The 26,958-nt window shown below is 55.6% G+C and carries 26 protein-coding genes; 10 read left to right on the forward strand and 16 right to left on the reverse strand.

Annotated elements, in window-relative coordinates; translation table 11 throughout:
- Nucleotides 1-25: 25 nt before the first annotated feature.
- The 4 genes from ACMYSL_RS00875 to rfaQ are packed head-to-tail and all read right to left on the reverse strand — an operon-like array spanning nt 26 to nt 4,343.
- Entirely contained in the window at nt 26-1,015 is a 990-nt protein-coding gene (locus ACMYSL_RS00875; RefSeq protein ID WP_182235305.1) for a glycosyltransferase, read from the reverse strand.
- 30 nt (nt 1,016-1,045) lie between these two features.
- On the reverse strand, nt 1,046-2,140 hold the full coding sequence (locus ACMYSL_RS00880; protein ID WP_434661134.1) for a glycosyltransferase: 1,095 nt from the start codon (nt 2,138-2,140) through the stop codon (nt 1,046-1,048).
- A gap of 2 nt (nt 2,141-2,142) precedes the next feature.
- Nucleotides 2,143-3,270, reverse strand: a complete 1,128-nt coding sequence (locus ACMYSL_RS00885) for a glycosyltransferase family 4 protein (RefSeq protein ID WP_434661135.1) — start codon at nt 3,268-3,270, stop codon at nt 2,143-2,145.
- The gene (gene rfaQ / locus ACMYSL_RS00890) at nt 3,267-4,343 is read right to left on the reverse strand and encodes a putative lipopolysaccharide heptosyltransferase III (RefSeq protein WP_434661136.1); all 1,077 of its coding nucleotides are present in this window, start codon (nt 4,341-4,343) and stop codon (nt 3,267-3,269) included. Before rfaQ ends, ACMYSL_RS00885 begins: the two co-directional genes overlap by 4 nt.
- A 111-nt stretch (nt 4,344-4,454) precedes the next feature.
- Between rfaQ and ACMYSL_RS00895 the strand changes: the two genes are divergently transcribed.
- Together ACMYSL_RS00895 and ACMYSL_RS00900 are read left to right on the forward strand one after the other, a co-directional pair.
- Nucleotides 4,455-5,417 (forward strand): polysaccharide deacetylase family protein, encoded by a 963-nt coding sequence (locus ACMYSL_RS00895; RefSeq protein ID WP_434661137.1) that lies wholly within the window; start codon nt 4,455-4,457, stop codon nt 5,415-5,417.
- 21 nt (nt 5,418-5,438) lie between these two features.
- Nucleotides 5,439-6,521: a glycosyltransferase family 9 protein gene (locus ACMYSL_RS00900; protein ID WP_434661138.1), complete on the forward strand. Its 1,083-nt coding sequence runs from the start codon at nt 5,439-5,441 to the stop codon at nt 6,519-6,521.
- A 195-nt stretch (nt 6,522-6,716) separates the two neighbouring features.
- Here ACMYSL_RS00900 and ACMYSL_RS00905 read toward each other — a convergent pair whose 3' ends face one another.
- The 5 genes from ACMYSL_RS00905 to rfaD all read right to left on the reverse strand — a co-directional run bounded on the left by ACMYSL_RS00905 (nt 6,717) and on the right by rfaD (nt 11,866).
- The gene (locus ACMYSL_RS00905) at nt 6,717-7,886 is read right to left on the reverse strand and encodes an O-antigen ligase family protein (protein ID WP_434661139.1); all 1,170 of its coding nucleotides are present in this window, start codon (nt 7,884-7,886) and stop codon (nt 6,717-6,719) included.
- On the reverse strand, nt 7,864-8,772 hold the full coding sequence (locus ACMYSL_RS00910; RefSeq protein WP_434661140.1) for a sugar glycosyltransferase: 909 nt from the start codon (nt 8,770-8,772) through the stop codon (nt 7,864-7,866). The genes ACMYSL_RS00905 and ACMYSL_RS00910 overlap by 23 nt, the downstream gene beginning before the upstream one ends.
- Nucleotides 8,772-9,743, reverse strand: a complete 972-nt coding sequence (gene rfaC / locus ACMYSL_RS00915; protein ID WP_434661141.1) for a lipopolysaccharide heptosyltransferase RfaC — start codon at nt 9,741-9,743, stop codon at nt 8,772-8,774. The genes ACMYSL_RS00910 and rfaC overlap by 1 nt, the downstream gene beginning before the upstream one ends.
- 3 nt (nt 9,744-9,746) lie before the next feature.
- Nucleotides 9,747-10,805, reverse strand: coding sequence for an ADP-heptose--LPS heptosyltransferase RfaF (rfaF, locus tag ACMYSL_RS00920; protein WP_304254167.1), 1,059 nt, complete (start codon nt 10,803-10,805; stop codon nt 9,747-9,749).
- 116 nt (nt 10,806-10,921) lie between these two features.
- Nucleotides 10,922-11,866 (reverse strand): ADP-glyceromanno-heptose 6-epimerase, encoded by a 945-nt coding sequence (gene rfaD / locus ACMYSL_RS00925; RefSeq protein ID WP_434661142.1) that lies wholly within the window; start codon nt 11,864-11,866, stop codon nt 10,922-10,924.
- Between the two features lie 214 nt (nt 11,867-12,080).
- Between rfaD and kbl the strand changes: the two genes are divergently transcribed.
- The 3 genes from kbl to ACMYSL_RS00940 all read left to right on the forward strand — a co-directional run bounded on the left by kbl (nt 12,081) and on the right by ACMYSL_RS00940 (nt 15,267).
- On the forward strand, nt 12,081-13,274 hold the full coding sequence (kbl, locus tag ACMYSL_RS00930) for a glycine C-acetyltransferase (protein WP_182235295.1): 1,194 nt from the start codon (nt 12,081-12,083) through the stop codon (nt 13,272-13,274).
- A 9-nt stretch (nt 13,275-13,283) separates the two neighbouring features.
- Nucleotides 13,284-14,309: an L-threonine 3-dehydrogenase gene (gene tdh / locus ACMYSL_RS00935; RefSeq protein WP_004855475.1), complete on the forward strand. Its 1,026-nt coding sequence runs from the start codon at nt 13,284-13,286 to the stop codon at nt 14,307-14,309.
- Between the two features lie 160 nt (nt 14,310-14,469).
- On the forward strand, nt 14,470-15,267 hold the full coding sequence (locus ACMYSL_RS00940) for a glycosyltransferase family 2 protein (protein ID WP_182235294.1): 798 nt from the start codon (nt 14,470-14,472) through the stop codon (nt 15,265-15,267).
- Here ACMYSL_RS00940 and ACMYSL_RS00945 read toward each other — a convergent pair.
- From ACMYSL_RS00945 to gpmM, 3 genes are read right to left on the reverse strand one after another with little or no spacing between them, the layout of a single operon-like run.
- Nucleotides 15,264-16,199 (reverse strand): divergent polysaccharide deacetylase family protein, encoded by a 936-nt coding sequence (locus ACMYSL_RS00945; protein WP_182235293.1) that lies wholly within the window; start codon nt 16,197-16,199, stop codon nt 15,264-15,266. The two genes, ACMYSL_RS00940 and ACMYSL_RS00945, sit on opposite strands and share 4 nt — an antisense overlap.
- A gap of 3 nt (nt 16,200-16,202) precedes the next feature.
- Nucleotides 16,203-17,474, reverse strand: a complete 1,272-nt coding sequence (gene envC, locus ACMYSL_RS00950) for a murein hydrolase activator EnvC (RefSeq protein ID WP_110276982.1) — start codon at nt 17,472-17,474, stop codon at nt 16,203-16,205.
- Nucleotides 17,475-17,483: 9 nt separating this feature from the next.
- Nucleotides 17,484-19,028 (reverse strand): 2,3-bisphosphoglycerate-independent phosphoglycerate mutase, encoded by a 1,545-nt coding sequence (gene gpmM / locus ACMYSL_RS00955; protein WP_304254157.1) that lies wholly within the window; start codon nt 19,026-19,028, stop codon nt 17,484-17,486.
- A gap of 246 nt (nt 19,029-19,274) precedes the next feature.
- On the opposite strand from gpmM, the gene ACMYSL_RS00960 reads away from it, so the two are divergent.
- From ACMYSL_RS00960 to cysE, 5 genes are all read left to right on the forward strand, one after another.
- A complete protein-coding gene (locus ACMYSL_RS00960) occupies nt 19,275-19,706 on the forward strand; it encodes a rhodanese-like domain-containing protein (protein WP_110276983.1) in 432 nt (143 codons plus the stop codon).
- Between the two features lie 93 nt (nt 19,707-19,799).
- Nucleotides 19,800-20,051 (forward strand): glutaredoxin 3, encoded by a 252-nt coding sequence (gene grxC / locus ACMYSL_RS00965; protein ID WP_110276984.1) that lies wholly within the window; start codon nt 19,800-19,802, stop codon nt 20,049-20,051.
- 59 nt (nt 20,052-20,110) lie between these two features.
- A complete protein-coding gene (gene secB, locus ACMYSL_RS00970) occupies nt 20,111-20,578 on the forward strand; it encodes a protein-export chaperone SecB (protein WP_110276985.1) in 468 nt (155 codons plus the stop codon).
- The gene (gene gpsA / locus ACMYSL_RS00975) at nt 20,578-21,594 is read left to right on the forward strand and encodes an NAD(P)H-dependent glycerol-3-phosphate dehydrogenase (protein WP_181484459.1); all 1,017 of its coding nucleotides are present in this window, start codon (nt 20,578-20,580) and stop codon (nt 21,592-21,594) included. The genes secB and gpsA overlap by 1 nt, the downstream gene beginning before the upstream one ends.
- Nucleotides 21,595-21,674: 80 nt before the next feature.
- Entirely contained in the window at nt 21,675-22,496 is an 822-nt protein-coding gene (cysE, locus tag ACMYSL_RS00980) for a serine O-acetyltransferase (protein WP_110276987.1), read from the forward strand.
- 104 nt (nt 22,497-22,600) lie between these two features.
- Here cysE and trmL read toward each other — a convergent pair whose 3' ends face one another.
- From trmL to lldP, 4 genes are all read right to left on the reverse strand, one after another.
- Nucleotides 22,601-23,074, reverse strand: coding sequence for a tRNA (uridine(34)/cytosine(34)/5-carboxymethylaminomethyluridine(34)-2'-O)-methyltransferase TrmL (trmL, locus tag ACMYSL_RS00985; RefSeq protein ID WP_434661143.1), 474 nt, complete (start codon nt 23,072-23,074; stop codon nt 22,601-22,603).
- 163 nt (nt 23,075-23,237) lie between these two features.
- Nucleotides 23,238-24,422 (reverse strand): FMN-dependent L-lactate dehydrogenase LldD, encoded by a 1,185-nt coding sequence (gene lldD, locus ACMYSL_RS00990; protein ID WP_112215940.1) that lies wholly within the window; start codon nt 24,420-24,422, stop codon nt 23,238-23,240.
- Nucleotides 24,422-25,195, reverse strand: a complete 774-nt coding sequence (gene lldR, locus ACMYSL_RS00995; protein WP_110276990.1) for a transcriptional regulator LldR — start codon at nt 25,193-25,195, stop codon at nt 24,422-24,424. The genes lldD and lldR overlap by 1 nt, the downstream gene beginning before the upstream one ends.
- Complete coding sequence (gene lldP, locus ACMYSL_RS01000; protein WP_110276991.1) at nt 25,192-26,847, reverse strand: L-lactate permease; 1,656 nt, start codon at nt 26,845-26,847, stop codon at nt 25,192-25,194. The genes lldR and lldP overlap by 4 nt, the downstream gene beginning before the upstream one ends.
- Nucleotides 26,848-26,958: the final 111 nt, after the last annotated feature.

Raw genomic sequence — 26,958 nt, forward strand, 5'->3', positions numbered from 1 at the left:
TTGGCGGAATCTATGGGATTCAATATTAAGCCACATCGCGATAGCGCTTGATGCGCAGATAGCGGCGTCCAAGACGCCAGCGTAGACGGAACGTGCGGGCGTTTTTCCAGATAAGACTCCAGATCCCGCGGTCGAAGAATTCTTTAATTATAATATGCTTTTTTGATTCATCTTTCATGCTATCGAAAGTATGAATAATTCCCAGCCCCTCTTTGGCGATTTGCCAGCGGCAGGCGGAAATATCGCGAACCTTGTCCGGATAACGCTGATTGATGGCGTCCAGCATCTCCAGAATCTTCATGTAGTGGCGAGCTGAGCGCATCAGCGTATCGTCGTTGTCCGGCTTGTGCGATACCGATTCCGAGTGAATATAGTAGTCGTAGAACTGCTCGCTGGTGTACTGCACGCGTTCTGCTGTCAGCAACACTTCCGTGGTCCAGGGGATATCCTGATGGCGCAGGCCCGGCTCAAAGTGGAAGTTATGGCTCGCGATAAATTCGCGACGGTAGATATTCAGCCAGGTGACATGCAGGAATTTACGCGAATCCAGCGCCTGCTTTAACCACACGTGACCGGGCAGTACGCCGGTAGACTGCAATTTATCCAGCGGGAATATAGGGTGGATATCTTTTTTCGTCTCGTAGACGTAGCGACCGTTGCAGGTGGCGACGTCAAGGTTGCCCTTTTCCGCCATCTCCAGAAGCGTGCTGTACATGCCTGGGTAAATCTTATCGTCGATATCCGGGAAGGTCAGGTACTTACCGGTGGCGACGGCGAGGCCGGTGTTACGCGCCACCGAAACGCCCTGATTTTCCTGTTCCAGCACGATCACATTTTGCAGACGGTCCTTCCACTGGTCGATAACCGCCAGGCTGGCGTCCGTCGACCCGTCGTTCACCAGGATCAGTTCATAGCTTTCCAACTGCTGTTGCTCAAGGCACTCAAAGAATTGCGCAAGGAATTTTTCGCCGTTATAGACGGCGGCCACGATGCTCAGTAAAGGCGTTTGACTCATAAATCATTCGATCCTGGTTGAATAACGGCGTCAGGCGCTACGCAGCTGACGATACTGCTGACAAATTGTCGCCACGCTGAATTTTTCCAGCATTAGGGCGTCGATGGCAGGCGGGCTATGGTAAATGCTTTGCATCGTCTGGGCTAGCGCCGGGCTGTTCAAATCCGCCAGACCACGAGCCAGTTCGCCGGTTAAAATCTCGGTGACACCGCCCGGACAGCGGGTGCTGGCAACCGGCGTGTTGAGCAGCAGCGCTTCTACCACCACGTTGCCAAAACCTTCGCTATCTGAGCTCAGGACCAGCATCCGTGCGCCTTTAATCCACGGCAGCGGGTTTTTCTGGAAGCCTTTAAACAGGACGCGATCGTCAACCTGTAGCTGCTGTGCCAGCTGGCGCAGGTGCTGTTCTTGCTCCGGTTTTCCCTGCCCCAGCAGCACCAGCGGCGCGTCGATGCCGCTTTGCGCATAGGCTTCAATCAGGCGGTCGTGGCGTTTACCCGGGTGGAAGCGACCTACGTGAATAATATAGTCGCCGTCGGGCCGTTCGCTGGGTTCTTCAGCTGCGGTGAGCAGGGCGGCGATATCAAACGGATTATAAATCGTTTTCAGCTGGGCTGGACGAATGGCGAACTGTTCAACCAGATCCTTGCCGACCGCATCGGAAACGGTGACGACGTTGCGCCCCTGGTAAACGCGTTTGATCTTCTGCTGTTTCATCCAGCGGTCAAAACCGGTGCGATGGCCGAGATAGGAAGTGGAGAACACGCCGTGCAGGCAGAACCAGACGTTACGCCCGCTCAGCAGGCGGCTGCGGGAGACAATGCGATCAGTCTTATGCAGATTTGAGAGCACCAGATCGAAATGGCCCTGCTGTTCTGCTTTATCGATAGCCGCATCAAGCTGGCGCGCGCGCCGGGATAGCTCGGTCAGTTTGCGCCACGGTTTGCGGCAGCGGTCGGCGATCACCTGATAGTTCAGCCCTTCCGGCAGCGGGTAATCGCAGACGTCGCGCAGGGAAAAAAGCGACACCTGCTCTCCCTCTTTAAGAAACTGTTCCGCCAGCGTCAGCACCACTTTTTCCGCGCCGCCGCCGGGCAGGCCGTCGATAACAAACAGTATGCGCATCGTTATTTCACCAGATCCTGATAGAGGGAGAGCAGCTGCGCCGATAACCGTTCGCTGGTGCAGGTCATAATGCGCTCGCGGGCACGTTCGCCTTGCGTAGAACCTAAGGCGCGGGCGGGCAGCGCGATAACGGACTCCTGCAGGGCTGGGATATCCAGCGCGTCGCAAACGTAGCCGTTGCTGCCCTGAACGATAAACTCCGCGCCGCCGCAGCCGGTGGTGGTAATGACCGGCAGGCCGCAGGCCATCGCTTCAAGGATAACGTTAGGGAATGGATCGTACAGCGTTGGTAGCAGCAGGCCGTCGGCCATTTGATAGAACGGCAGGGTTTCTGACTGCATGCCGAAGAAACGAACCCGATCTTCACAGTTCAGCGTTTTCGCCAACTGCTGATAGCGACTCTGCTCTTTATCTTTGCCAACCACTAACAGATAGCGATCGGTCGGGGCGATGGCGCGAATCGCTGCATCCAGCCCTTTACGCTCAAAGCCGGAACCGACGTAGATCAGGCAGGTCGCCTGCAACGGCAAATCCCATTTGGTGCGTAGCGCAACAAAGGCTTCTTCCGTAGGCGGTAGAAAACGCTGGTTATCGATGGCGTTATAGATAACGTGGATTTTTTCCGCCGGCAGACCGAAGTCTTCAATAATCTCTTGTTTAATCATCTCTGCATTGCAGATGACGCCGCGCAGGTGCGCGTCCTGATACATTTCGCGCTCGGCCTGCATCACATAGCGATGGTAGCGGTCAGTGAACAGCAGACGGCTTTTCCAGCCGGGCAGAATACGCGAACGTTGCTGAAGCCAACGGCGATGTACGCCGTCTCCGGCGCGATACAGGTCGCAACCGGGGATGCGCTCATGACTTTGCACCAGGTCGAAGGACTCGCGCTGCCACAGCTGGCGCGCAGCTTCGGCAAAACCGCGCTCGCGGCTGATGCGTCCCCATTTGCGCGGGTTGCAGATGTGAATGTTCCACTCGGGCTTCACCGGGCCCTGCCACTCGCGGGTGATGACGTTCAGTTCAAGATCGCTGTCGTCGAGGGCTTCCAGCGCGCGGGAGACAAAGCGCTCCGCGCCGCCGTCCGGGCGATACTTCTGGCGTACCAGAGCCAGCCTGAATTTACTCATGCCAGTACCTTTTTCGCCGCCGCGATAACCGCGTCGGTGGGGATTAAATCGAGATAGCGTTCGTCGGTGTTGGTATCAATGTCGTCGGGATCGGGAATGGGGCCAAAATCCCCCGCCCAGATCACCTCTCCTTGCGCCTGCCATGGACGCCAGAAGGTGAGCTTGGAGGGGCCGAACAGCGCGACCAGCGGCGTGTTCAGCGCGGCGGCCATATGCATCGGCACCGAGTCTACGCCGATAAACAGACGGGCATGGTCGATGACTGACGCCAGCTGACGAAGGGTCAACTGCCCGGCGAGGGAGTGCAGACGGGCATCGGGGCTGCCTGCCATAATCGTCTCGACCATCTGTTTCTCTTTGGCGTCAGGGCCGGAGGTCAACACCACCGCATAGCCCGCCTCAGAGAGGGTGTTAATCAGGGCGCTCATTCGCTCTTCGCGCCAGCATTTAAAGAACCAGCGGGAGGTTGGCTGAATAACAATATAGTTGTCCTGAAACCCTTCCGGTAGCAGTGCGCGACTGGTGGCCCAGTCCTGCTCGCTGTAGCCCATTTTTGCTGGGGCATCATCAACATTCAGCCCAAGCGGCGCCAGAATCGACAGATTTTGCTGCACCGTATGCAGCTGATTATGCAGCTCGGTTGAAGCGAGGGCGGTATGGCAGAAACGCCAGGCCGGATGACGGCGTTTCGGGAAATCAAAGCCGATGCGGGTTGCCGCGCCGGTTAGCTTAGTGATGATCGCGCTGGGCCACTGATCGGCAAGATTGAGCACTATATCGTAGCGCTGCTGGCGGAGGGTGCGAATTAGCTGCCACTCCATCTTCAGCTGGTGGCCGGTTCCCTGCTTTTTCCAACGCCGATCAATACCATAAATGTGGTTGATATCGGCGTTCGCCGCGAGCATATCCCGGGTCTCTTCATAAAGCAGAACATCCACGTGCGCGGCGGGATATTGCTGTTTTAGAGCGTGAATAAGCGGGGTTATCAATAACATGTCGCCATGATGGCGAAGCTTGATAACCAGGATTCGCGCCGGGTTTACGCGGCTGGAAGTGCGGGTTTCAGGCGTCATACTCTGTTCTTCATCCAGGATAAGGGTTCCGATTCTAGGGGATCAGATAGATTGAGAGAAGCGTTGTCTTGCTCTACCATGACCCGATACGTATGGCCTGAGGACGTTTTCGTGCACAAACCCGCATTTCTCATCACGATTGATACAGAGGGCGATAACCTCTGGCAAAAACATGACAGCATCACCACCGAGAATGCGCGCTATTTACCGCGTTTTCAGCAGCTTTGCGAAAAGTATGGCTTCAAACCTGTTTATTTGACCAACTATGAAATGGCCATTGACCCCGTTTATATCGAGTTTGCCAAAGATGTGATTGCCCGGGGAACGGCGGAAATTGGTATGCATCTGCACGCCTGGAACAGCCCACCGACCGACCCGCTTACCGATGACGATTGGCGGCATAAACCGTATCTGATTGAGTACAGCGATGCGGCGATGCGAGAAAAAGTCGACTATATGACTCGTCTGCTGGAAGACACCTTCCAGACCAAAATGGTTAGCCATCGCGCCGGGCGCTGGGCTTTTGATGAGCGCTATGCGCGTCTGCTGGTGGAGTACGGCTATCTGGTCGATTGCTCGGTCACCCCTCGGGTGAACTGGAAAACGGCCAAAGGCGCGCCGCAGGGCGACGGCGGCACCGATTATCGCAACTTCCCGCAGCACGCCTACTTCCTCGATGAGAACGATATTCGCCGTGAAGGCCAGTCGCCGCTGCTGGAAGTGCCGATGAGCATTCAGTACAAGCATTCTGCCTGGATGAATAGCCTGAAGCAGGGATACGATCGCTTGCGAGGCAAGGTGCGCTCACCGTCCGTTCACTGGCTGCGTCCGATGGGCGGCAACGTCGAAACGATGAAAAAAGTCGTGGAACAGACGTTGACTCAGGGTAATGACTACGTCGAATATATGCTCCACTCTTCTGAGTACATGCCTGGCGGCAGCCCAACGTTTAAAAATGAGCAGGATATCGAGCGCTTATACGCCGATCTGGAGGCTTTTTTCAGCTGGCTGGCACCGCAGGTGAAGGGAATGACGTTGGCGGAGTACTACCAACAGAAATACACACAGCGATAAAAGATCATAACCAGGTACCGTATGCGTATCGTCAAGCAGTTCACGCGGAAGAAAAATGCGTTCTTCCGCGAAATTAAGTTTAAGTTAATTAACTATCGTTACAGAAATAAAAGCGCACGCCAGCCCTTTAATCCTGCACAGGTTCAGCGCGTTTTATTATTACGCCTGGATGATAAGGTCGGTGACATGGTGGTTACAACCGGCTGTGCAAGGCTGCTGGCGGACCAGGGCTATCAGGTTTCCGTGCTCACGGGGCCAATCTGTAAACGCATGCTTGCGGGGGCAGATTTTCTGGAGCATGTCTATTTATATCAACCCCGCATGTCGCTAAATGAATTGCGCGCGTCAGGGTTTGACGCGGTTGTCGATTTTGATGATGTTAAAACCTATGAGCGTTTTAAATTACTCGCCGATTTACGCCTCGACTGTGTCATTGGTTTTAATAAAGAAGAATATAAACTTTACGATCATTCGATCTCTTTTTTCGATAGTAGCCGCCATATTTCTGCCCGCTATAAAGAAGTGGCCCGGTTATTTGGCGTAGCCAGTGAGCATTACCATTATCATCTTCCCGGTGACGCTGGTGAACATGAAAAAGTTAAATGCTTGTTCGCTCAGGAGCAGGATAGCGAACTGCGTATCGCGATAAACCCGTTCACCGCCTCAACCGATAAAGACTTTTGTCGTCACCAGGTCACCGCTTTAATTGAGCGACTGCATGCGCTGCCTTACAAGGTGAGCGTGGTGATGGTGGGGCACAGCGAAAAAATTCGTCAGCTGAAACTGGATTCGGCGCTGTATTTGCCCGATAGCAATATTAATTCAGCGGTAGAGGTTATTCGTTGCTGCGACTTGGTCATTACGGCGGATACCGCCGTCGTGCATATCGCCAGGGCGTTCGACAAGCCGATGGTTGCGGTTTACAACAAGCGCAAACTAAAAGACACCGGCCTGCCGGGATATACCATCTGGGCCCCGGGCTATGACAAGGCTAAACAGGTTGTCTGCGAAGAGACAAATGTTGCTGATATGACGGTTGATGCCGTCTGGCCCGTCATCAAAGCGCAGGCGGATAACCTTATTGCCTCTCGCAAGCAGGTATAAAAAGGGCCCGCGTCAGGGCCCTGGATACTGATGACAAACCTGTTGTAGATACAGTGCACGCATTTCTGTCAGGTGGCGGCTAGCGCCTTACCTGACCTACAAAACCATCAATATCATCATGTTATATACTCCCCGTAGGCCCGGTAAGGCGCTAGCCGCCACCGGGCAATGACAGAAGAGCGCAGAGTGCCGCATTTAGTGTTTCGTCTTCAGGCGACTGCTCAGCGCAATTCCTAAGGGTAGCCAGAACAGCGGCCAGGTTTCCCGAGGGTTGCTGATGATAAACATTCCCTGCGAAGCCATAAAAATCAGCGCATAGATAAAAATCGCCAGTCCGTAGCGGCCATCTTCACGCTGTTTGCTCCACGCCCGCCACAATCCGCCTGCAATGACCGCCAGCAGCAGTCCCAGGCCAATAATGCCGCCCTTAAGCAACGAGCCAAGATAGACACTGTGGGTAGTGGTGATGTGTTCGCCGCTGTAGTTGGTGAAATCAAGCTCGTAGTCAAAGCCGCGGCCCAGCCATGGCTGGCTGGCAACTTCTTCAACGGTATGATGCCAGATGCTGATGCGTAATCCGCTTTGGGTACCCAGCTCTTCAAAGCGTGCCAGCAGCAGGTCTCCCAGCGGCGTGAAGACGAAAAGTAGCCCCAAAACGATCGCCAGTGCGGCGATAATTAGCGCATTACGGCGGGTAAAGACATGCAGATGCAGGGTGCAAACGAAAGCCACCGCCAGCGCGATAATTGGTCCCCGGCTTTGGGTCAGCACCATCATCACCAGCATGATGATCAGTGGTAAATACAGAAAATGGCTGCCTTTTTCTTTGAGCAGCATACCGCAAATGAGAATGCCAATACCGCAATAGCCCGCGAGGTCGATAACGTTGGTTGGACCGGGGTTGCCAGGCGAAACGATGCGTTCCTTGAGGACGAGCGAAAAATCGATAACCATCGTCCAGAGAGAAAGCACCGTAATCCCGGCCACCACGCTCAGCAGCGCCAGGTGTCGGGTACGTGGGTTGCCAAGCAGCGTTGTCAGCAGCAGCAGATAGAAAATCAAATAGGTGCCGTGGGTCAGTGGGGAGTCGATGTGCTGCGGCGTCTGGCCCCAAACATTGCTCAGCGCATAGTAGATAAAGAACGTCGCCAGCAGGGCATAAGCCGGCCATAGCTGACGCAAGCTCTCCACTACTGCCCGACGGTTGTCTTTATTCAGTAGTGAAAGCAAAAACAGCAAAATAGATAAGTGAAGAAGATTGTTTGCTCGGGTTGATACGCAAAAAATAGCGCTAAAAAACAGAAACAAAGGAAATAAAACAGTGTAACCCTGTCTGGCGTAGTTACTGATTTTTAAAGTACTCATCAAAAGAAACCTTTTCGAAAATCGTTTCCGGAACCGCGCTTTGCAAAGAGAAGTTCACAACCCGGATATGGTTTTGTTGCAGCACGTTGGCAGCGTGCGAAAAGGACGGCATGACGAGGTCATCCACCTTATTTTCCAGCCAGGAAGGGAGTTTATCCTGCTCTGTTTCGTAGAACCGTGGTTGGCTGAAATTACTCATATCCAGCCCACTGATCAGAATCGTTTTGAATCCCAACCACATCAGGATTTGTAGCGCCCAGTAGACCACGGTTCCGGCATCAAAAATCCCGTGACGGATATCGGTGCTAAAGCAAATATCCTGCCGCTGTGGGTGAAAGCGCAGAGCATCGATATGTCGCCAGGCTTGCTGTATCGCGCTTTTGGCGACTTTGGGCTGGTAGATTTTATAACAGGCGTCTTCAATTAATGCCAAACGACAGCGAAGCTCTGAGCCATGGCGGTCGAGGATTTTGGCAATACCGTGCATGGTGGTGAAGAGGATGAGATCGGGTTGGCTAATCACCGAACGAATAACGTCCGGTTTTTTGTCGTAAAACTCCATATCCACGATGGTATAGAGAGAAAATTTAATCTTATTAGAAAGATGCCAGGCACCATTTACCCCCATCACCGGAATGCGGTTCGGCAGCAGAGAAAAATCGATGCTTCGGGTCGAGGGACCAGTCGCCGTCAGCAGCACTTCACCCTGTGCGCTATCTTTTAGCTCGCTCAGGTTAACCAGCGGAACCGTTTTTCCCTTATATTCGAGTGTGCGAATTTCACCGCTCGCCGCGCGGGTGATGTGGGTAAACGGCCAGAGATTTTCGTTATGGCGAAAGGCTCGTCGATGCGTGTAGCGATAGATCTGCTTAAACAATGAACCCATTAAGCCAGTTCCTGAGATTTCAACAATTGCAGAACCCGGGTGGCGGCAATATCCCCCGTGCTGCTGCCGTTTTCCGGGCGCACGACGTACTGATTTTTACCGTAGCCGCCAATCAGCCCCGGATCGGTCGGGCCGTATAGCGTGAAATTTGGTTTATCGAGCGCGGCGGTTAAATGGCTCAGGCCGGTGTCGACGGAAACCACCCCGCGCGCGCCTGCCAGCACCTGGGCTACCTGCTCCAGGCTCATGCGCGGCAATACGTCGACAAAATCATGTCCTTCCGCCAGGCGTCTGGCCCGCGCTTCTTCATGCGGTGCGCCCCACGGCAGCTTCACTCTCAGTCCGCTGTCGGCCAACAGGGCGATCAGCGCCCGCCAGTTCTCTTCCGGCCAGTGTTTATCATCGCGAGTGGTGGCGTGCAGGAACACCAGATACGGTGCAGCAGAGACGTCATCCTGGCGCAAAAAATGGCAGGCGATGGCGTAGTCGCCCTGAGTTTTTGGCTTTGCGTAGCCGAGGCTTTTGGCGAACAACTCGCGGGTGCGCTCAACGGCGTGTTGCTGTTTAGCGATATGGTGGCGACGGTTATAGAACAGGCTCGCCAGCGGTTCGCGGGCGGTCTTCCAGTCCATGCCGTGCTTAACGCCACGGGCCAGGCGGGTTACCAGCGCAGCGCTTTTCAGCAGCCCCTGAGCGTCAATAATTGCGTCGTATTTTTCCGCCTGCACTGCTTCGCGAAATGCCTTGCGCTCGGCTTTTATTGGCGCGGAAAACCATGCTTTGCGCCAGCGACGAATCGCCACCGGGATCACCCGATCGACGTTTTCATGCCATGAAGGGACCTGCGCGAAGCCTTCCTCAACGACCCAGTCGAAACGAATACCGGGAAAGGCCTGCGCGGCGTCGGTCAGCGCGGGCAGCGTGTGCAGTACGTCGCCCATGGACGAGGTTTTTACGATCAATACCCGCATCCGCTACGCTTCCTCTGTTTCCAGTTTTTCCGTCAACAGCGCGTTTAGTTCTTCCAGTACGCGCTGTGGGGTAATGTCGATCAAGCTTTGGTGATAACCTTCGGCAGCATCGCCTTTGCGCACTTTGTGGTAGCCGCTAATCAGGCGGATAACGCGCGCTTTATGCGACAACGGCGGGGTGAAATCCGGGCTGCTCGGGCCATAGAGCGCGACCAGCGGACGGTCCAGCGCGGCGGCGACGTGCATCAGGCCGGAGTCGTTGCTGACCACCGCTTTACAGGCGGCGATCAGAATGACGGCCTGCTCAAGCTGGGTCTCCCCGGCCAGGTTGCGACACCATGCCTGCTGCTCTGTGCTCAGCGTGGCGATGATCTCTTTGCCCGCTTCGTTATCTTTAGCAGAACCGAACAGGGCGATTTGATAACCGTCGTCGATCAGCTGTTTCGCCAGCTCAGCGTAGTGGTAGTGTGGCCAGCGTTTGGCCGGGCCAAATTCCGCGCCGGGGCAGAAACCGATAATCGGGCGGTCAGAGGAGAGGTTGAACGCGTTACAAGTCTGCGATTTCTCACCTTCATTCACCTGCAACTGCGGCCACAGCAGCGGCTGCGGCAGGTCTTTCGCGCAGCGCATCACGCCTTTGTCGTAAGCCAGACCGACATAACGTTCAACCATCAGCGGCCAGGCTTCTTTATCCAGTTTGCGGGCATCGTTCAGCAGACCGTAGCGCATCTCGCCAAGCCAGCCGGTACGAAGCGGGATACCCGCGAAGAACGGCACCAGGGCCGACTTAAACGAATTCGGTAGCACGTAAGCGCGATCGTAACGACGCTCACGCAGGCTGTGCCCAAGCTTGCGGCGCTCGCCGATTTCCAGCTTGCCGTGGCCGAGCGGCATCGGGATCGCTTCATTGACTTCTGGCATACGCGACAGCAGCGGACGACACCACGCGGGTGCCATCACGTCGATGATTGCCTGGGGATAGCGCGCCCTGAGCGTACGATAGAGACTTTGCGACATCATCATGTCACCCACCCATGACGGGCCGATCACCAGTATCTTCATTCATTTCATCCTTCAAGCTGTCTCTGCGTTGTCTGTCTTCGTTCACTTCAGTCACATAGTTATCCTATGTTCCTGAAGATTCACTCAGTTGCCGCCTTGATACTGCTCGAATGATTTTATGAATTCGCATGACTATCGCGGTTGAGCCAGGCCATATATTCCGTTACGCCTTCGGCCACGGTCTTAAACGGTTTGTCATAGCCCGCTGCGCGCAGGTTAGTCAGATCTGCCTGGGTAAACGCCTGGTAGCGACCTTTCAGTTTATCCGGGAACGGAATGTATTCGATGCTGCCTTTCTGATGATAAGCCAGCGTGGCGTCCGCTACCGCCTGGAAGGATTCCGCGCGGCCGGTGCCCAGGTTGAAGATGCCGGAGACGCCGTTTTCCCAGAACCACAGGTTTACCGCAGCGACATCGCCGACGTAGACGAAGTCGCGCTTAAAGCCGTCGCTGCCTTCGAACAGTTTCGGACTTTCGCCATTATTCAACTGAGTATTGAGATGGAACGCGACGCTGGCCATGCTGCCTTTGTGCCCTTCGCGTGGCCCGTAGACGTTGAAATAACGGAAGCCGACAACTTGCGAGTTCGCTTCCGGCAGGATCTGGCGCACGTATTCATCGAACAGAAACTTAGAATAGCCGTAGACGTTGAGCGGCTGCTCATATTCGCGGGACTCAATAAAGTCGCTGGTGCGGCCACCGTAGGTCGCCGCGGAAGAGGCGTACAGGAACGGGATTTCACGCTCCAGGCAGTAGTGCAGCAGCTCTTTAGAGTACTGATAGTTGTTATCCATCATGTACTTGCCGTCCCACTCAGTGGTGGAAGAACAGGCGCCTTCATGGAAGATTGCGTCGATATCGTCGAACTCTTCGCCTGCCATAATCTGGATCAGGAAGTCTTCTTTATCCATGTAATCGGCAATGTTCAAATCCACCAGGTTAATGAATTTGGTGCCGTCTTTCAGATTATCGACAACCAGAATATCGGTAATGCCTTGGTCATTCAGTGCTTTAACGATGTTGCTGCCGATAAAGCCTGCGCCGCCGGTAACGATGATCATAACTGTAACCTTTGAAGTAGGGTGCCCAGAGACAATCCGGACATGAATACTCATATCATATCACCACATCGGAAAGGCTTCAGCCATTCGCCGAAAAGGTGTAGAGGGTCTCGTGATTTATGCTGCAAATAATTCATTCAGGAATGCATCATCTCGTATCAGCGTATAGCTTTAGGTAATATGTGCCAAATTTTGCCGAATCTGGAGAGTTGCAATGCGTGGTGATTTCTACAAACAGTTAACCAATGACCTGGATACCGCGCGCGCGGAAGGGTTGTTTAAAGAAGAACGGATTATCACTTCGGCGCAGCAGGCGGATATCACCGTCGGCGGGAGCCAGGTGATTAACTTCTGCGCCAATAACTATCTGGGTCTCGCGAACCACCCGGAGCTGATTGCCGCCGCGAAAAGTGGAATGGACAGCCACGGCTTTGGTATGGCCTCCGTGCGCTTTATCTGCGGTACTCAGGACAGCCATAAAGTGCTTGAGAAGAAGCTGGCGGATTTTCTCGGTATGGAAGACGCGATTCTGTACTCTTCCTGCTTTGACGCTAACGGCGGCCTGTTTGAAACCCTGCTCGGCGCAGAAGACGCGATTATCTCCGATGCCCTGAACCATGCGTCAATCATCGACGGCGTGCGCCTGTGCAAAGCGAAGCGCTTTCGCTACGCCAATAACGACATGCAGGAGCTGGAAGCTCGCCTGAAAGAGGCACGCGAAGCGGGTGCTCGTCATGTGCTGATCGCCACCGACGGCGTATTCTCAATGGATGGCGTCATTGCCAACCTGAAAGGCGTTTGCGATCTGGCGGATAAATACGATGCGCTGGTCATGGTCGATGACTCTCACGCCGTTGGCTTTGTCGGTGAAAACGGTCGCGGCTCTCATGAGTACTGCGATGTGATGGGCCGGGTCGATATCATCACTGGTACCTTAGGCAAAGCGCTGGGCGGCGCGTCCGGCGGCTATACCGCAGCGCGTAAAGAGGTTGTTGAGTGGCTGCGCCAGCGTTCTCGCCCGTATCTGTTCTCTAACTCGCTGGCTCCGGCGATTGTTGCCGCTTCGATTAAAGTGCTGGAGATGGTGGAATCGGGCAGCGAGCTGCGCGACCGTCTGTGGTCCAACGCGCGTCTGTTCCGTGAAAAAATGAGCGCCGCAGGCTTTACCCTGGCGGGCGCCGATCACGCCATTATCCCGGTGATGCTCGGTGAAGCCTCCGTGGCGCAGGCGTTCGCGCGCGAGTTGCAAAAAGAAGGTATTTACGTCACTGGATTCTTCTATCCGGTGGTACCAAAAGGCCAGGCGCGTATTCGCACCCAGATGTCTGCGGCGCATACCCCTGAACAAATTGAACGTGCGGTGGAAGCCTTTACCCGCATCGGTAAACAACTGGGCGTGATTGCCTAAGGGTGTGAGATGAAAGCGTTATCCAAACTGAAGGCGGAAGAAGGCATCTGGATGACCGACGTACCGGAACCGGAAGTCGGCCACAACGATTTGCTGATTAAAATCCGCAAGACCGCAATTTGCGGTACCGACGTGCATATCTACAACTGGGATGAGTGGTCGCAAAAAACCATTCCGGTCCCGATGGTTGTGGGTCATGAATACGTGGGCGAAGTGGTGGGTATCGGTCAGGAAGTGCGCGGCTTTAAGCTTGGCGATCGCGTTTCCGGCGAAGGGCATATTACCTGTGGCCACTGCCGTAACTGCCGCGCCGGGCGCACGCATTTGTGCCGCAACACGACGGGCGTCGGCGTAAACCGTCCGGGCTGCTTTGCTGAATATCTGGTGATCCCGGCGTTTAACGCGTTCAAGATCCCGGACAATATCTCTGACGATCTGGCGTCGATTTTCGACCCGTTTGGTAATGCCGTTCATACCGCGCTCTCTTTCGACCTCGTCGGTGAAGACGTGCTGGTCTCCGGCGCAGGCCCGATTGGCGTGATGGCGGCGGCAGTGGCGAAACACGTCGGTGCACGTAACGTGGTGATCACCGATGTGAACGAATACCGTCTGGAACTGGCGCGCAAAATGGGCGTCACCCGCGCGGTAAACGTGGCAAAAGAGAACCTTAACGATGTGATGGCCGAGCTGGGCATGACTGAAGGTTTTGATGTGGGCCTGGAGATGTCCGGCGCACCGCCGGCGTTTCGTACCATGCTGGATACCATGAACCACGGCGGGCGTATTGCCATGCTTGGCATCCCGCCGTCAGATATGTCTATCGACTGGACCAAGGTGATTTTCAAAGGGCTGTTTATCAAAGGGATTTACGGCCGGGAAATGTTTGAAACCTGGTACAAAATGGCCGCGCTTATTCAGTCTGGATTGGATCTCTCGCCGATCATCACACATCGCTTTGGCATTGATGACTTCCAGCAGGGCTTCGACGCCATGCGCTCCGGCCAGTCCGGTAAAGTGATTCTTAGCTGGGATTAATTCCACTCGAGTTGTATATAAAAAAAGCGCCTGCGGGCGCTTTTTTGAGAGTTACCCTGCACTTTTCTGATTCTTAACCCACTCCGCACTTTTTCTAAATCGCTTTCTTGCCTATTCGTTTATACAGTCAGTTTAATCGTCGTTTAACCACACAAACACTATGCTTAAACTTTCTGTATGCTTATTGACCTGTAATTCATCTCGCTTATTGCGGGAGGTTTTACCACCTTTGAGCAAGGTGGCCGATGAAGTGATCGTCATCGACTCAGGCAGCACGGACGCCACGCTGCAGATTTGCCAACAATTCGGTCTTACTGTTCACCACCATCCTTATACCGCTCACGGCGCACAGATGAATTACGCGACATCCCTGGCCACCCATGACTGGGTGCTGTGTATGGATAGCGATGAAATTCTCGATGATGATGTCGTGGCGGCTATTCTGGCGCTGAAAGCTGGCGATGAACCTGCACCTGACTGCGCATGGCGTCTGCCGCGCTACTGGTTCGTTTTGGGTGAAGAGGTGCGAACCATTTACCCGGTCTCATCGCCGGATTTTCCCGTGCGTTTATTTAATCGTACCGTTGCGCGCTTTAACGATAGACCGGTCGACGATCAGGTTGTCGGCTATAAGCATGCCAGCAAGCTGCCAGGCTTCGTGCGCCACGATACCTTCTACTCCCTGCATGAAGTGTTCAATAAGCTCAATAGCTATACTACGCGGCTGGTTAAATACCAGAAGGTCAGGCCGTCGATTGGGCGCGGGATGATCAGCGCGATTGGCGCTTTCTTTAAGTGGTATCTGTTCAGCGGGGCGTGGCGCAAGGGGAAAGTTGGCGTAGTCACCGGGCTGTACGCGACCTTCTACAGCTTTCTCAAATACTTCAAGGCCTGGTACGCCCATCAGGATAAGCAGGAACCCGTGGCGGAAAAGCGCCCGGATTCCCGGCAAATTTAGTTGGTGGGGTTATCCCAGCCCTGCCACTTCAACTGGTAGTACTGCACCAGAGCACTCTGGCTGATGCTTTCGCTCAGGATGGTAAAGAAGCGACTGGCGTTGACCGGCTCAGGCGGACGCTTCGGTTTGCACAACTTCACGCCGCGGAACGGGTTGCGCGGCGGCTGTGCAGGCGGCGGCGCGATATTCGGCGTTGAGGTATCGACCTGCGGTTCGTTGAGCAGGCTGCTCGGGCGTACCAGGGTAATATCCGGCGGCAGGTTATACACCATCTGCTGCAGCACGCGCACCGTAGTTGGGTGCGGGTGGCCGATGGCGATAGCCGAACCGTTGCGCCGTGCCAGAGCGATTGCGCGGTTGAACTGATAGCGGATATCCGCTTCGTTCTGCGTATCGTCGAGGAACACCTTGCGCTTGATCACCTTCACGCCGGTGCCCTGCGCCGCGCGCATGGCCTGAGTGTTGCCGATGGTGACGCTATCGAGGAAGTAAAGATTGTAGCGCTCCAGCGCCTGCATCACCTTCTGCATACCGAACAGGCTGGAGGTCATGGCGCTGCCCATATGGTTATTCAGCCCCACGGCATACGGCACCTTGCCATAGGCTTCGCGGATTATGCGCTCGATCTCGCTGCTGTTCATATCCGGGCGGAGCGTGTCTTTTTCCAGTGGTTGCTTACTGAGTGGTGCCATCGGCAGGTGGATCAGGACCTCATGACCGAGGTTATGCGCTTTGGTCGCCATTTCGCGGGCATGAGGAGCATTAGGGAGTACAGCGACGGAGATGTTGGCGGGCAGCGCCAGCACTTGGTTTTCCGTATGCGGACGATAGCCAAAGTCATCGATAACAATGGAGAGTTTGCCGGCAAAAGCCGGCGACGCCATAACCAGCGTAGTGGTTACCGCGAGTGCAATTGTGCGAAATTGAAGCAAAACTTATCTTCCCAACCACGGCTGTGGATTGACCGCCTGACCCTGGCGGCGAATTTCGAAATAGAGCGACGGACGGCCCTGACCGCCGCTGCTGCCTACGAGAGCAATCGGCTGGCCCGCCCGGACCTGTGTGCCGACGCTGACCAGCGCGCTTTGGTTATAGCCGTAAAGACTCATGTCGCCTTTGCCGTGTTCAACGACTACCACCAGGCCATAACCCTGCAGCCAATCGGCGAGAATAACCCGACCATCGGCAACGGCTTTGACCTCGGTACCTTCAGACGCAGCGATAACCATCCCTTTCCAACGTAGTTCACCTTGCAGCTGTTCGCCATAGCGATGGAGAATTGATCCGCGTACTGGCCAGAATGCCTGGCCGCGAGGTGCGCCAAGACCGCCGGTTCGGGAGATCAGCGAGCGTTCGCTCTCGGTGGGTTTGTAGGTGGTACCTTTGCGCGAGGCTTCCTGCTGGCGATCGCGAACGCTTTGCGCCTCGCGGGCTTCACGCTCCGCGCGCGCTTTAGCCGCCGCTTCCGCCTGGGCGATACGACCGCGCAGGCGCGATTCGTTAGCCCGTAATTCGCTTAACTGCTGCTGGCCTTTCTGAATAGAGGATTCAAGGCTGGCGAGGGTCTTTTTACGCTCGTTACGCGCCTGCTCCAGCTTGTTTTGCTGGGCGCGTTGTTCGTAAACCAGAGTTTGCTGCTGGCTTTGTTTCTCTTCCAGCATAGTTTTTTGCACCGCCACGTCTTCGCGGGTCTGCTTGAGCTGGGCGATGGTTTCCTGACGCGCCTGGTTCAGATAACCAAAATAGGCCTGGAGACGCTGATTACGCTGCCCCTCCTCACCGCTAAGGATCATCTGGATGCCGGTATGCGGCCCTTGACGAAATGCAGCATCAAGCTGTGCAGAGAGATTGCGTTCCTGCGATGCACGCTGACGTTCCAGCTTAGCGAGCGCGGCGTTCATTTCGTCGATCTGCTTATTCAGCTGGTTCAGGGTGTTCTGGGTTTCACGCAGTTGACGCGCGGCGGCGGAGATGGCTTCTTCCTGTGCTCTAAGCTGGTCGAGCAGGGAAGAGCGCTGCTGCTGCTGTTGCTTAATCGCCCGCTGTTTGGCGGCGATATCGGCCTGAATAGATTTCAGCTGGTCGCGATCATCGGCATGGGCAGATGCGGCGCACAGCAATACGCCAGCGCTAAGCGCGCTGGCGTACAGGACGGACCGAACTGCCGTTGCGATCCATGTATTTGAATAAGTCGCCTTTCCCCTCATGGGGAAGGATTATTCCACGATGAACAGCGGCTTGCCAGTCATCTCTTGCGGGATTTCCATTCCCATCAGCGTCAGCATGGTTGGCGCGATGTCGGAAAGTTTACCGCCGTTAGCGACTTTCACGTTTTTATCGCCAACGTAAATCAGCGGAACAGGCAGGTTGGTGTGAGCGGTGTGCGCCTGGCCAGTGGCCGGGTCACGCATCTGCTCGGCGTTGCCGTGGTCTGCGGTGATCAGCAACTGACCGCCGACGGATTCAACGGCTTTGGTCACCTGATCGATGCAGTGATCCAGAGTTTCAACCGCTTTGACTGCCGCTTCCATCACTCCGGTGTGACCAACCATATCGCCATTCGGGTAGTTACAGATGATGGTGTCGTACTGACCGCCAGTGATAGCAGCAACCAGTTTTTCGGTCAGCTCAGCGGAGCTCATTTCCGGCTGCAGATCGTAGGTCGCGACTTTCGGCGAGTTGATCAGAATGCGCTCTTCGCCTTTGAACGGCTCTTCAACGCCGCCGTTAAAGAAGAAGGTCACGTGCGCATATTTCTCAGTTTCGGAGATACGCAGCTGGGTTTTGTCGTTTTTCGCCATCCATTCGCCGAAGGTGTTCGCCAGCGAGGCCGGTGGGTAAGCACAGGCAACTTTGATATCGGCGGCGTATTCGGTCAGCATCACGAAATCGAGGTTAACGACTTTCTTACGCGCAAAGCCGTCGAAATCGGCGTTGACGAAGGCACGGGTGATTTCACGAGCGCGGTCGGCGCGGAAGTTCATGAAAATCATCGCATCGCCGTCTTCCATTGCTGCATCGGCCTGGCCTTCAGCGCGGATAACGGTCGCTTTAACGAATTCGTCATTTTCATCACGCGCGTAAGCAGCCTGCAGGCCTGCAACGGCGGTATCAGCCTGGAACTCGCCCTTCGCCAGAGTCATCAGATCGTAAGCGTGTTCAACGCGATCCCAGCGGTTGTCGCGGTCCATGGCGTAGTAGCGGCCAATGATTGAAGCGATACGGCCTTTGCCCAGAGCGGCAAATTTGTCTTCGAAACGAGCCAGCGTCTTTTCAGCACTGCGCGGCGGGGTATCACGGCCGTCGAGGAAAGCGTGCAGGTAGATTTTTTCTGCACCGCGCTCAGCGGCCAGTTCAACCATCGCCAGGATGTGATCTTCGTGGCTGTGAACGCCGCCCGGAGACATCAGACCCATGATATGTACAGCTTTGCCTGCGGCAACGGCTTTATCAACCGCTGCGGTCAGCACCGGGTTGGCGAAAAAGGTGCGTTCTTTAATTTCAACGTCCAGACGGGTCAGGTCCTGGTACACGATACGGCCTGCGCCAAGGTTGACGTGGCCCACTTCGGAGTTGCCCATTTGACGATCCGGCAGACCCACTTCCAGGCCAGAAGCATCAATCAGGGTATGCGGACGTTTCGCCCACAATGCATCCATAACGGGGGTTTTAGCGCTGTAAATAGCGTTATCCTGCTGGTCTTCGCGGTAGCCGTAGCCATCCAGAATCACCAGTACCATAGGTTTTTTAGAAACCGACATTGCGACAACCTCATGCTCAAAGACAGAAAATTTGCGTAATTTTACTACAGCTGAATCGATCAAATCACCGTAAAAGATCAAAGAAAGGGATCGGTCAGGCCGCATTGCTCCACAGGGAGCAGTTTTTTTTCGTGACGGACCGCAGAAAATACATTACATCGCGCTCACTGGCTGTATTTGCTGCAATGCACAGGTATACTCCTTCCCTGGTTTTTTTTATCACTTAGTCGGGAGTTGTAACCCCCCATGCAAGAAATTATGCAATTCATCGGCCGTCACCCCGTCCTGAGCATCGCGTGGGTCGCGCTGCTGGTGGCGGTGCTGTTCACCACCTTTAAAGGGCTGATGTCGAAAGTTAAAGTCATTACCCGTGGTGAAGCGACGCGTCTGATCAACAAAGAAGACGCCGTGGTTGTCGACCTGCGTCAGCGTGACGATTTCCGTAAAGGCCATATTGCTGGCTCCATCAACCTGCTGACGAGCGATATCAAAGCAAATAACGTCGGTGAGTTGGAAAAGCACAAATCGCAACCCATTATAGTGGTAGACGGTTCCGGTATGCAGGCACAAGAACCCGCCAGCGCGCTGAACAAAGCCGGTTTTGAAAAGGTCTTCGTACTGAAAGAAGGCATCGCAGGCTGGAGCGGCGAGAACCTTCCGCTGGTACGCGGTAAATAATTTACCCGCGTCTTTATGACGCAGCGCGTTTCCCCCAAGGGAAGAATGATGCTGCGGCGTAAAACCCTCGGGGGTAAAAACAGGAGTGAAGTCATGGCCAATATTGATATCTATACCAAAGCGACCTGCCCGTTCTGCGTGCGTGCGAAAGCGCTGCTGAAGAGCAAGGGCGTGACGTTCAACGAGTTGCCAATCGATGGCAATGCTGCGAAGCGTGAAGAGATGATTCAGCGCAGCGGTCGGACGACGGTTCCGCAGATTTTTATTGATGCGCAGCACATTGGCGGCTGTGACGACTTGTACGCGCTTGATTCACGTGGTGGACTCGATCCCCTCTTGCGCTAATTTTTGCGCCCATCCCCATTGGACAGGCGTACTTAAGGACAACACGAAAGGGTTTTACTATGTCAGAACAAAACAGCACCGAAATGACTTTCCAGATCCAGCGTATCTACACCAAAGATATTTCTTTCGAAGCGCCAAACGCTCCGCAAGTTTTCCAGAAAGATTGGCAGCCGGAAGTTAAACTTGATCTGGATACGGCTTCCAGCCAGCTGGCTGAAGGCGTGTATGAAGTGGTGCTGCGTGTCACCGTAACCGCTTCCCTTGGCGAAGAAACTGCATTCCTGTGTGAAGTACAACAGGGCGGTATTTTCTCCATCGAAGGCATCGACGGTACCCAGATGGCGCATTGCCTCGGTGCATACTGCCCGAACATTCTGTTCCCGTATGCTCGCGAATGCATCACCAGCCTGGTTTCTCGCGGTACCTTCCCGCAACTGAACCTTGCGCCAGTGAACTTCGATGCGCTGTTTATGAACTATCTGCAGCAGCAGTCTGGCGAAGGTGCTGAACAACATCAGGATGCCTGATGAACGCGCTTAACGCTGCAATGACTGTGATCGGTGCCGGCTCTTACGGCACCGCTCTTGCCATCACCCTGGCAAGAAATGGCCACCATGTTGTCCTGTGGGGCCATGACCCGAAACATATTGCGACGCTGCAGCACGATCGCTGCAATGCTGCATTCCTCCCTGACGTCCCTTTCCCTGATACGCTGCATCTGGAAAGCGATCTGGCGATCGCGCTGGCTGCCAGCCGCGATATCCTGGTCGTTGTGCCGAGCCATGTTTTTGGCGAAGTGCTGCGGCAGATTAAACCGCTGATGCGCGCTGATGCACGCCTGGTTTGGGCGACAAAAGGCCTCGAAGCGGAAACCGGACGCCTGTTGCAGGACGTAGCGCGTGAAGCGCTGGGCGATGATATCCCGTTGGCGGTGATTTCCGGCCCGACTTTTGCCAAAGAGCTGGCCGCAGGCCTGCCGACAGCTATCTCGCTGGCGTCTACGGACCCGCAGTTTGCTGACGATCTGCAGAGTCTGCTGCACTGCGGCAAGAGCTTCCGCGTCTACATCAACCCGGATTTCATCGGCGTTCAGCTTGGCGGCGCGGTGAAAAACGTTATCGCCATCGGCGCCGGGATGTCTGATGGCATCGGCTTTGGCGCCAATGCCCGTACCGCGCTTATTACGCGCGGATTAGTTGAGATGTCTCGCCTCGGAGAAGCGCTTGGTGCCGATCCGGAAACCTTTATGGGAATGGCGGGCCTTGGCGATCTGGTGCTGACCTGTACCGATAACCAATCACGTAACCGCCGCTTCGGCATGATGCTCGGTCAGGGCATGGATGTGCAAGGCGCGCAGGATAAGATTGGTCAGGTGGTTGAAGGCTACCGCAATACCAAAGAAGTTCGCGTTCTGGCACAGCGTTTAGGCGTTGAAATGCCAATAACCGAGGAAATTTATCAGGTATTGTATTGCGGAAAAATTGCGCGCGAGGCAGCATTGACCTTATTAGGTCGTGCACGCAAGGACGAGCGTAGCAACTAACTGCGATGGAACCTGGATCACCTGAATGACCCGGCCAGCAAAGAACTGGCCGGTCATTATTATATCGCCTGGAGTCAGCAATGCCGTGTGAAGAACTGGATATCGTCTGGAATAATATTAAAGCCGAAGCCCGGGCTTTAGCTGACTGTGAGCCGATGCTCGCCAGTTTCTACCACGCTACGCTGCTCAAGCACGAAAACCTCGGCAGCGCCCTGAGCTATATGCTGGCGAACAAACTGGCTTCCCCGATTATGCCCGCCATTGCGATTCGTGAAGTGGTGGAAGAGGCGTACGCCGCCGACCCGGAAATGATTGCCTCCGCCGCCTGCGATATTCAGGCCGTGCGCACCCGCGACCCGGCGGTGGATAAATACTCGACGCCGCTGCTATACCTTAAAGGATTCCACGCGCTACAGGCTTATCGCATCGGCCACTGGCTGTGGAACCAGGGGCGTCGGGCGCTGGCGATTTTCCTGCAAAATCAAGTTTCCGTCTCGTTCCAGGTGGATATCCACCCGGCAGCGAAAATTGGCCGTGGGATCATGCTTGACCACGCCACCGGCATTGTCGTCGGTGAAACGGCGATTATTGAAGATGATGTGTCGATTCTGCAATCGGTGACCCTTGGCGGTACCGGAAAAACCAGCGGCGATCGTCACCCGAAAATTCGCGAGGGCGTGATGATTGGCGCCGGGGCGAAGATCCTCGGTAATATCGAAGTGGGACGTGGGGCGAAAATTGGCGCAGGTTCGGTGGTGCTACAGCCGGTGCCGCCGCATACCACTGCCGCTGGGGTTCCGGCCCGCATCGTGGGCAAGCCGGAGAGCGATAAGCCCGCGATGGATATGGATCAGCACTTTAATGGGATACACCATACTTTTGAGTATGGCGACGGGATTTGATTGATTACCCGGAGACGATGCTGCGCATCTGTCCGGGCTACAATACTGAGCGCTGTCTGGTCGCCCGGACAGGCGCTACGCACCGCCTCCGGGAGAAAGCTAGCTCAGCTGCGTAATACTGCGCCCGGATACCCCAACTGGCGCCAGGCTTCATACACCACCACCGACACCGCATTTGACAGATTCATGCTGCGGCTGTCCGGCATCATCGGAATACGGATTTTTTGCGCTGCGGGCAGGGCGTCAAGAATGCTGGCTGGCAGTCCGCGGGTTTCCGGGCCAAACATCAAAAAATCACCGTCCAGATAGCTCACCGCGCTGTGCGCTGGCGTACCTTTGGTGGTCAGGGCAAACAGACGCTGCGGCTTTGCGCTTTCCACAAATGCCGCATAATTGGCATGACGCTGAACGGCGGCGAACTCGTGGTAATCCAGCCCGGCGCGGCGTAGGCGCTTATCGTCCCAGGCAAAGCCCATCGGTTCGATGATGTGGAGATTGAAGCCAGTGTTAGCGCACAGGCGGATAATATTCCCGGTGTTCGGCGGGATTTCTGGTTCGAATAAGACGATGTTAAGCATGCTGCCCCCTTAATTGCGGGGGGCAGAATAGCAGATATTTGGTTAACCCTCACTCCGCTCTCTTTCTGAATGGGAGAGGGAGAAAACCTGCCTGCTCAGCGCAGAGGATTGCTTCCCTCGCCCCTTTGGGGAGAGGGCCAGGTTGAGGGGAGAAAGCCGCAGATTACGCCGCATTCCCCGCCTTGATAACGTCAAATGTCCGCAGCGCATCGGCGTTTTGCACCAGAGAATCGCGGCTGATCTCACCGATAGTTTTCGCGCCGGTCAGGGTCATCGCCACCTTCATCTCTTTCTCAATCAGGTTCAGCAGATTGGCCACCCCTTGCTTACCGTGGGTCGCCAGCGCATACAGATAGGCACGTCCCAGCAGCACGCTATCCGCACCTAGCGCAATCATGCGCACGACATCGAGGCCGTTGCGAATACCGCTGTCGGCGAGAATGGTGATATCGCCCTTCACCGCGTCAGCGATCGCGGGCAGGGCGCGGGCGGAGGAGAGCACGCCATCAAGCTGGCGGCCACCGTGGTTCGAGACCACAATCCCGTCGGCACCAAAGCGCACTGCGTCGCGCGCATCTTCTGGATCGAGGATCCCTTTGATCACCATCGGGCCGTCCCAGAATTCGCGGATCCACTCAAGGTCTTTCCAGGAAATCGACGGATCGAAGTTATTCGCCAGCCAGCCAATGTAATCTTCAAGGCCAGTTGGTTTGCCGAGGTAGGCGGAGATATTGCCTAAATCGTGCGGGCGGCCGTTTAAACCAACGTCCCACGCCCACTGCGGATGGGTCATCGCCTGCCAGTAGCGGCGCATCGCCGCGTTCGGGCCGCTCATTCCGGAGTGCGCATCGCGATAGCGCGCGCCGGGTGTCGGCATATCGACGGTAAAGACCAGCGTTGAACAGCCCGCCGCTTTGGCGCGCTCCAGCGCGTTGCGCATAAAACCGCGATCGCGCAGGACGTAGAGCTGGAACCACATTGGGCGCTTGATAGTCGGGGCGACTTCCTCAATCGGGCAAACGGAAACGGTGGAGAGCGTAAAGGGAATGCCTTTCTCATCCGCCGCGCCCGCTGCCTGCACCTCGCCACGGCGTGCGTACATTCCGCACAGGCCGACAGGGGCCAGCGCCGTTGGCATTGAAAGCTTTTCGTTAAACAGCGTGGTTTCCAGACTCAGATCCGACATGTTCTTCAGTATCCGCTGGCGCAGGGCCACATCGGACAAGTCTTCAACGTTGCGACGCAGGGTGTGCTCGGCGTAAGCGCCGCCGTCGATGTAGTGGAAAAGAAACGGTGGCAGGATACGCTGTGCGGCGGCGCGATAGTCGCTGGCGGCGGAAATAATCATCACAAGTTCTCCCTGGAATTGTCGTTATGGTCACCGGGCAGGCGGGTAATTCGCGCCTGGCGGGCCTGGTCTTCATCAAAACGTTTGATCGTGGCGTGGACAAAGCCCAAATGGGCCATCATCGCCTGTCTGGCACCTTCAGGATCGCCGGCGATAATTGCCTCCATCACCGCCTGGTGCTGTTCGGTCAGGCGAGCGAAGACCGGCGGGACGAGGTACATCCGTTGGCGGCTCTCCTTGACCGAGGATTGTAAGAGGTCGAAAAAGCCGCGCATGGTTTGCAGCAGCACCACGTTGTGCGAGGCTTCGGCAATCGCCAGATGGAAGCGCACGTCGGCCTGCGAGGCCAGATCCGGGTCTTCACTCTGGGTCGCTTCAAAACAGAGGCGGATTTTCTCTTTCTCGGCCTCAGTCGCCCGCATCGCCGCATGCCAGGCAGTGCTGGCCTCGATGGCGTGGCGGGCTTCGAGGATATCGAAACTGTAATCGGGGTCGTCGGCGAGCAGCGTTTTCAGCGGCTGAACGATATTTTGCTCCGACCATGGTTCGTGCTGCCAGCGGACAAAAGTGCCGCCGCCGCGACGGCTGAGCAGCACCCCTTCATTCACCAGCATCGCCAGCGCTTCACGCAGTGAATTGCGCGAGACGCCAAGCTGAGCGGCGAGCTGGCGTTCGGCGGGCAATCGCATGCCCGCCTCCAGGTTTTGTTCTTCAATCAGCGCCCGCACGCGACGAACGACGTCATCGGCAAGGCGTTTTGGCATCACTATCACGGAATCATCCAGGTTAAGACATACGCCTGCAGCGTGGTGATCACGCCGACCATACAGGTGAAAATCAGGCTATGTTTCACGGTAAAGCGGAACAGGTCAGATTCTTTACCCACCAGGCCGACCGCCGCACAGGCGATGGCGATGGACTGCGGCGAAATCATTTTGCCGGTCACGCCGCCGGTGGTGTTCGCGGCGACCAGCAGGATATCAGAGACGCCAATCTGTTGAGCTGCAGTGGCCTGTAGCGCGGCAAACAGCGCGTTAGACGATGTATCCGAACCGGTCAGGAATACCCCCAGCCAGCCGAGGAACGGCGAGAAGAAAGTAAACGCGTGGCCAGTGTGCGCCAGCGCGAGGGCCAGAGTTGAGGATAGCCCGGAATAGTTGGAAATAAAGGCGAACGCCAGCACCATGCCGATGGAGTATATCGGCAGCGCCAGTTCCTTCAGCGTGCTGCCGAAGGTCGAGATCGCGTCTTTCGGCTTCATGCGCAGCCAGACGATGGAAAGCAGCGCGGCGAACAGAATGGCGGTACCCGTGGCGGAGAGCCAGTCGAACTTATAGACCGCGGCATACGGCGTGGCTTCGCTGACCACTGGCGGCATACGGGCCACCATCTTGTCGAGGAACGGCACGGAAATATTAATGACAAAGTCGTACATTGCGCCGCCCGGAGCGAACAGCGCTTTGAACGGCGGCACGCTCCACAGGGTCACGGTGGCGGTCAGGAACAGGAACGGTGACCAGGCGCGGACAACCTGTCCCGGCGTGTAGCGAGTGCGCGCCAGAGTCATATCGACCTGCGACGCGCCCATATCGCCGAAGCGGAAGATGCGCACCGGCTGCCAGCGTTTGAGGAATAACGTCAGGCAGACCAGCGATACCAGAGAAGAGATGATATCCGGCAGTTCCGGGCCGAGGAAGTTGGAGCTGAGGTACTGAGCGATAGCAAAGGAGCCACCGGCGACCATAACCGCAGGCCAGGTCTCTTTAATCCCGCGCCAGCCGTCCATAATCGCCATGATCCAGAACAGCACGATGATGGTCAGGAACGGCAGCTGGCGGCCAACCATCTGGCCGATTTCAAAGCTGTCCAGCCCCGTAACCTGCCCGGCGACCAGAATCGGAATGCCCATCGCGCCAAACGCCACCGGCGCGGTGTTGACGATCAGGCACAGGCCAGCGGCATACAGCGGGTTAAAGCCAAGTCCTACCAGCAATGCAGCGGTAATGGCGACCGGTGCGCCAAAACCAGCGGCTCCCTCAAGAAACGCGCCGAAGGAGAAGCCGACGATGAGCATTTGCAGGCGCTGGTCCGGGGTAATAGACAAAATCGATGAACGGATAATGTCGAACTGCCCTGTTTTCACCGAGATTTTATAGACGAACACCGCGGCGATGATAATCCACGCGATGGGCCACAGGCCGTAGAAGAAACCGTAAATGACGGAAGCCAGCGCATGGTCAACCGGCATTTTGTAGAACAGCAGGGCGACGGATAGCGCAATCAGCACGGTCCAGGTGGCGGCGACGTACCCCTTCAGCTTGAGCTTAATCAGGGCAAAAAAGAAAAACAGAATTGGTAGCGATGCGATAAGACTCGATAGCCAGATATTACCGGCCGGATCGTAATTTTGTTGCCAGAGGTTCATGCAGGTCTCCATCGGGCCGCCATGATGTCATGCTGAGTCTTATGCTCTTTGCAAGGTCACATCATTTGTAAAATTGGCCCAGCCAAATTGCGATTGTAGGATTAACGACAA

It is taken from the genome of Klebsiella sp. MISC125, from assembly GCF_051131775.1.
GTDB lineage: Bacteria > Pseudomonadota > Gammaproteobacteria > Enterobacterales > Enterobacteriaceae > Klebsiella.

Bases quoted from the DNA above. Each gene is read 5' to 3' on its own strand.
- ACMYSL_RS00875 (WP_182235305.1), bottom strand. From the start codon at position 1,015: ATGAGTCAAACGCCTTTACTGAGCATCGTGGCCGCCGTCTATAACGGC.
- ACMYSL_RS00880 (WP_434661134.1), bottom strand. From the start codon at position 2,140: ATGCGCATACTGTTTGTTATCGACGGCCTGCCCGGCGGCGGCGCGGAA.
- ACMYSL_RS00885 (WP_434661135.1), bottom strand. From the start codon at position 3,270: ATGAGTAAATTCAGGCTGGCTCTGGTACGCCAGAAGTATCGCCCGGAC.
- rfaQ (WP_434661136.1), bottom strand. From the start codon at position 4,343: ATGACGCCTGAAACCCGCACTTCCAGCCGCGTAAACCCGGCGCGAATC.
- ACMYSL_RS00900 (WP_434661138.1), top strand. From the start codon at position 5,439: ATGCGTATCGTCAAGCAGTTCACGCGGAAGAAAAATGCGTTCTTCCGC.
- ACMYSL_RS00905 (WP_434661139.1), bottom strand. From the start codon at position 7,886: ATGAGTACTTTAAAAATCAGTAACTACGCCAGACAGGGTTACACTGTT.
- ACMYSL_RS00910 (WP_434661140.1), bottom strand. From the start codon at position 8,772: ATGGGTTCATTGTTTAAGCAGATCTATCGCTACACGCATCGACGAGCC.
- rfaC (WP_434661141.1), bottom strand. From the start codon at position 9,743: ATGCGGGTATTGATCGTAAAAACCTCGTCCATGGGCGACGTACTGCAC.
- rfaF (WP_304254167.1), bottom strand. From the start codon at position 10,805: ATGAAGATACTGGTGATCGGCCCGTCATGGGTGGGTGACATGATGATG.
- rfaD (WP_434661142.1), bottom strand. From the start codon at position 11,866: ATGATCATCGTTACCGGCGGCGCAGGCTTTATCGGCAGCAACATCGTT.
- kbl (WP_182235295.1), top strand. From the start codon at position 12,081: ATGCGTGGTGATTTCTACAAACAGTTAACCAATGACCTGGATACCGCG.
- tdh (WP_004855475.1), top strand. From the start codon at position 13,284: ATGAAAGCGTTATCCAAACTGAAGGCGGAAGAAGGCATCTGGATGACC.
- ACMYSL_RS00940 (WP_182235294.1), top strand. From the start codon at position 14,470: ATGCTTAAACTTTCTGTATGCTTATTGACCTGTAATTCATCTCGCTTA.
- envC (WP_110276982.1), bottom strand. From the start codon at position 17,474: ATGAGGGGAAAGGCGACTTATTCAAATACATGGATCGCAACGGCAGTT.
- gpmM (WP_304254157.1), bottom strand. From the start codon at position 19,028: ATGTCGGTTTCTAAAAAACCTATGGTACTGGTGATTCTGGATGGCTAC.
- ACMYSL_RS00960 (WP_110276983.1), top strand. From the start codon at position 19,275: ATGCAAGAAATTATGCAATTCATCGGCCGTCACCCCGTCCTGAGCATC.
- grxC (WP_110276984.1), top strand. From the start codon at position 19,800: ATGGCCAATATTGATATCTATACCAAAGCGACCTGCCCGTTCTGCGTG.
- secB (WP_110276985.1), top strand. From the start codon at position 20,111: ATGTCAGAACAAAACAGCACCGAAATGACTTTCCAGATCCAGCGTATC.
- gpsA (WP_181484459.1), top strand. From the start codon at position 20,578: ATGAACGCGCTTAACGCTGCAATGACTGTGATCGGTGCCGGCTCTTAC.
- cysE (WP_110276987.1), top strand. From the start codon at position 21,675: ATGCCGTGTGAAGAACTGGATATCGTCTGGAATAATATTAAAGCCGAA.
- trmL (WP_434661143.1), bottom strand. From the start codon at position 23,074: ATGCTTAACATCGTCTTATTCGAACCAGAAATCCCGCCGAACACCGGG.
- lldD (WP_112215940.1), bottom strand. From the start codon at position 24,422: ATGATTATTTCCGCCGCCAGCGACTATCGCGCCGCCGCACAGCGTATC.
- lldP (WP_110276991.1), bottom strand. From the start codon at position 26,847: ATGAACCTCTGGCAACAAAATTACGATCCGGCCGGTAATATCTGGCTA.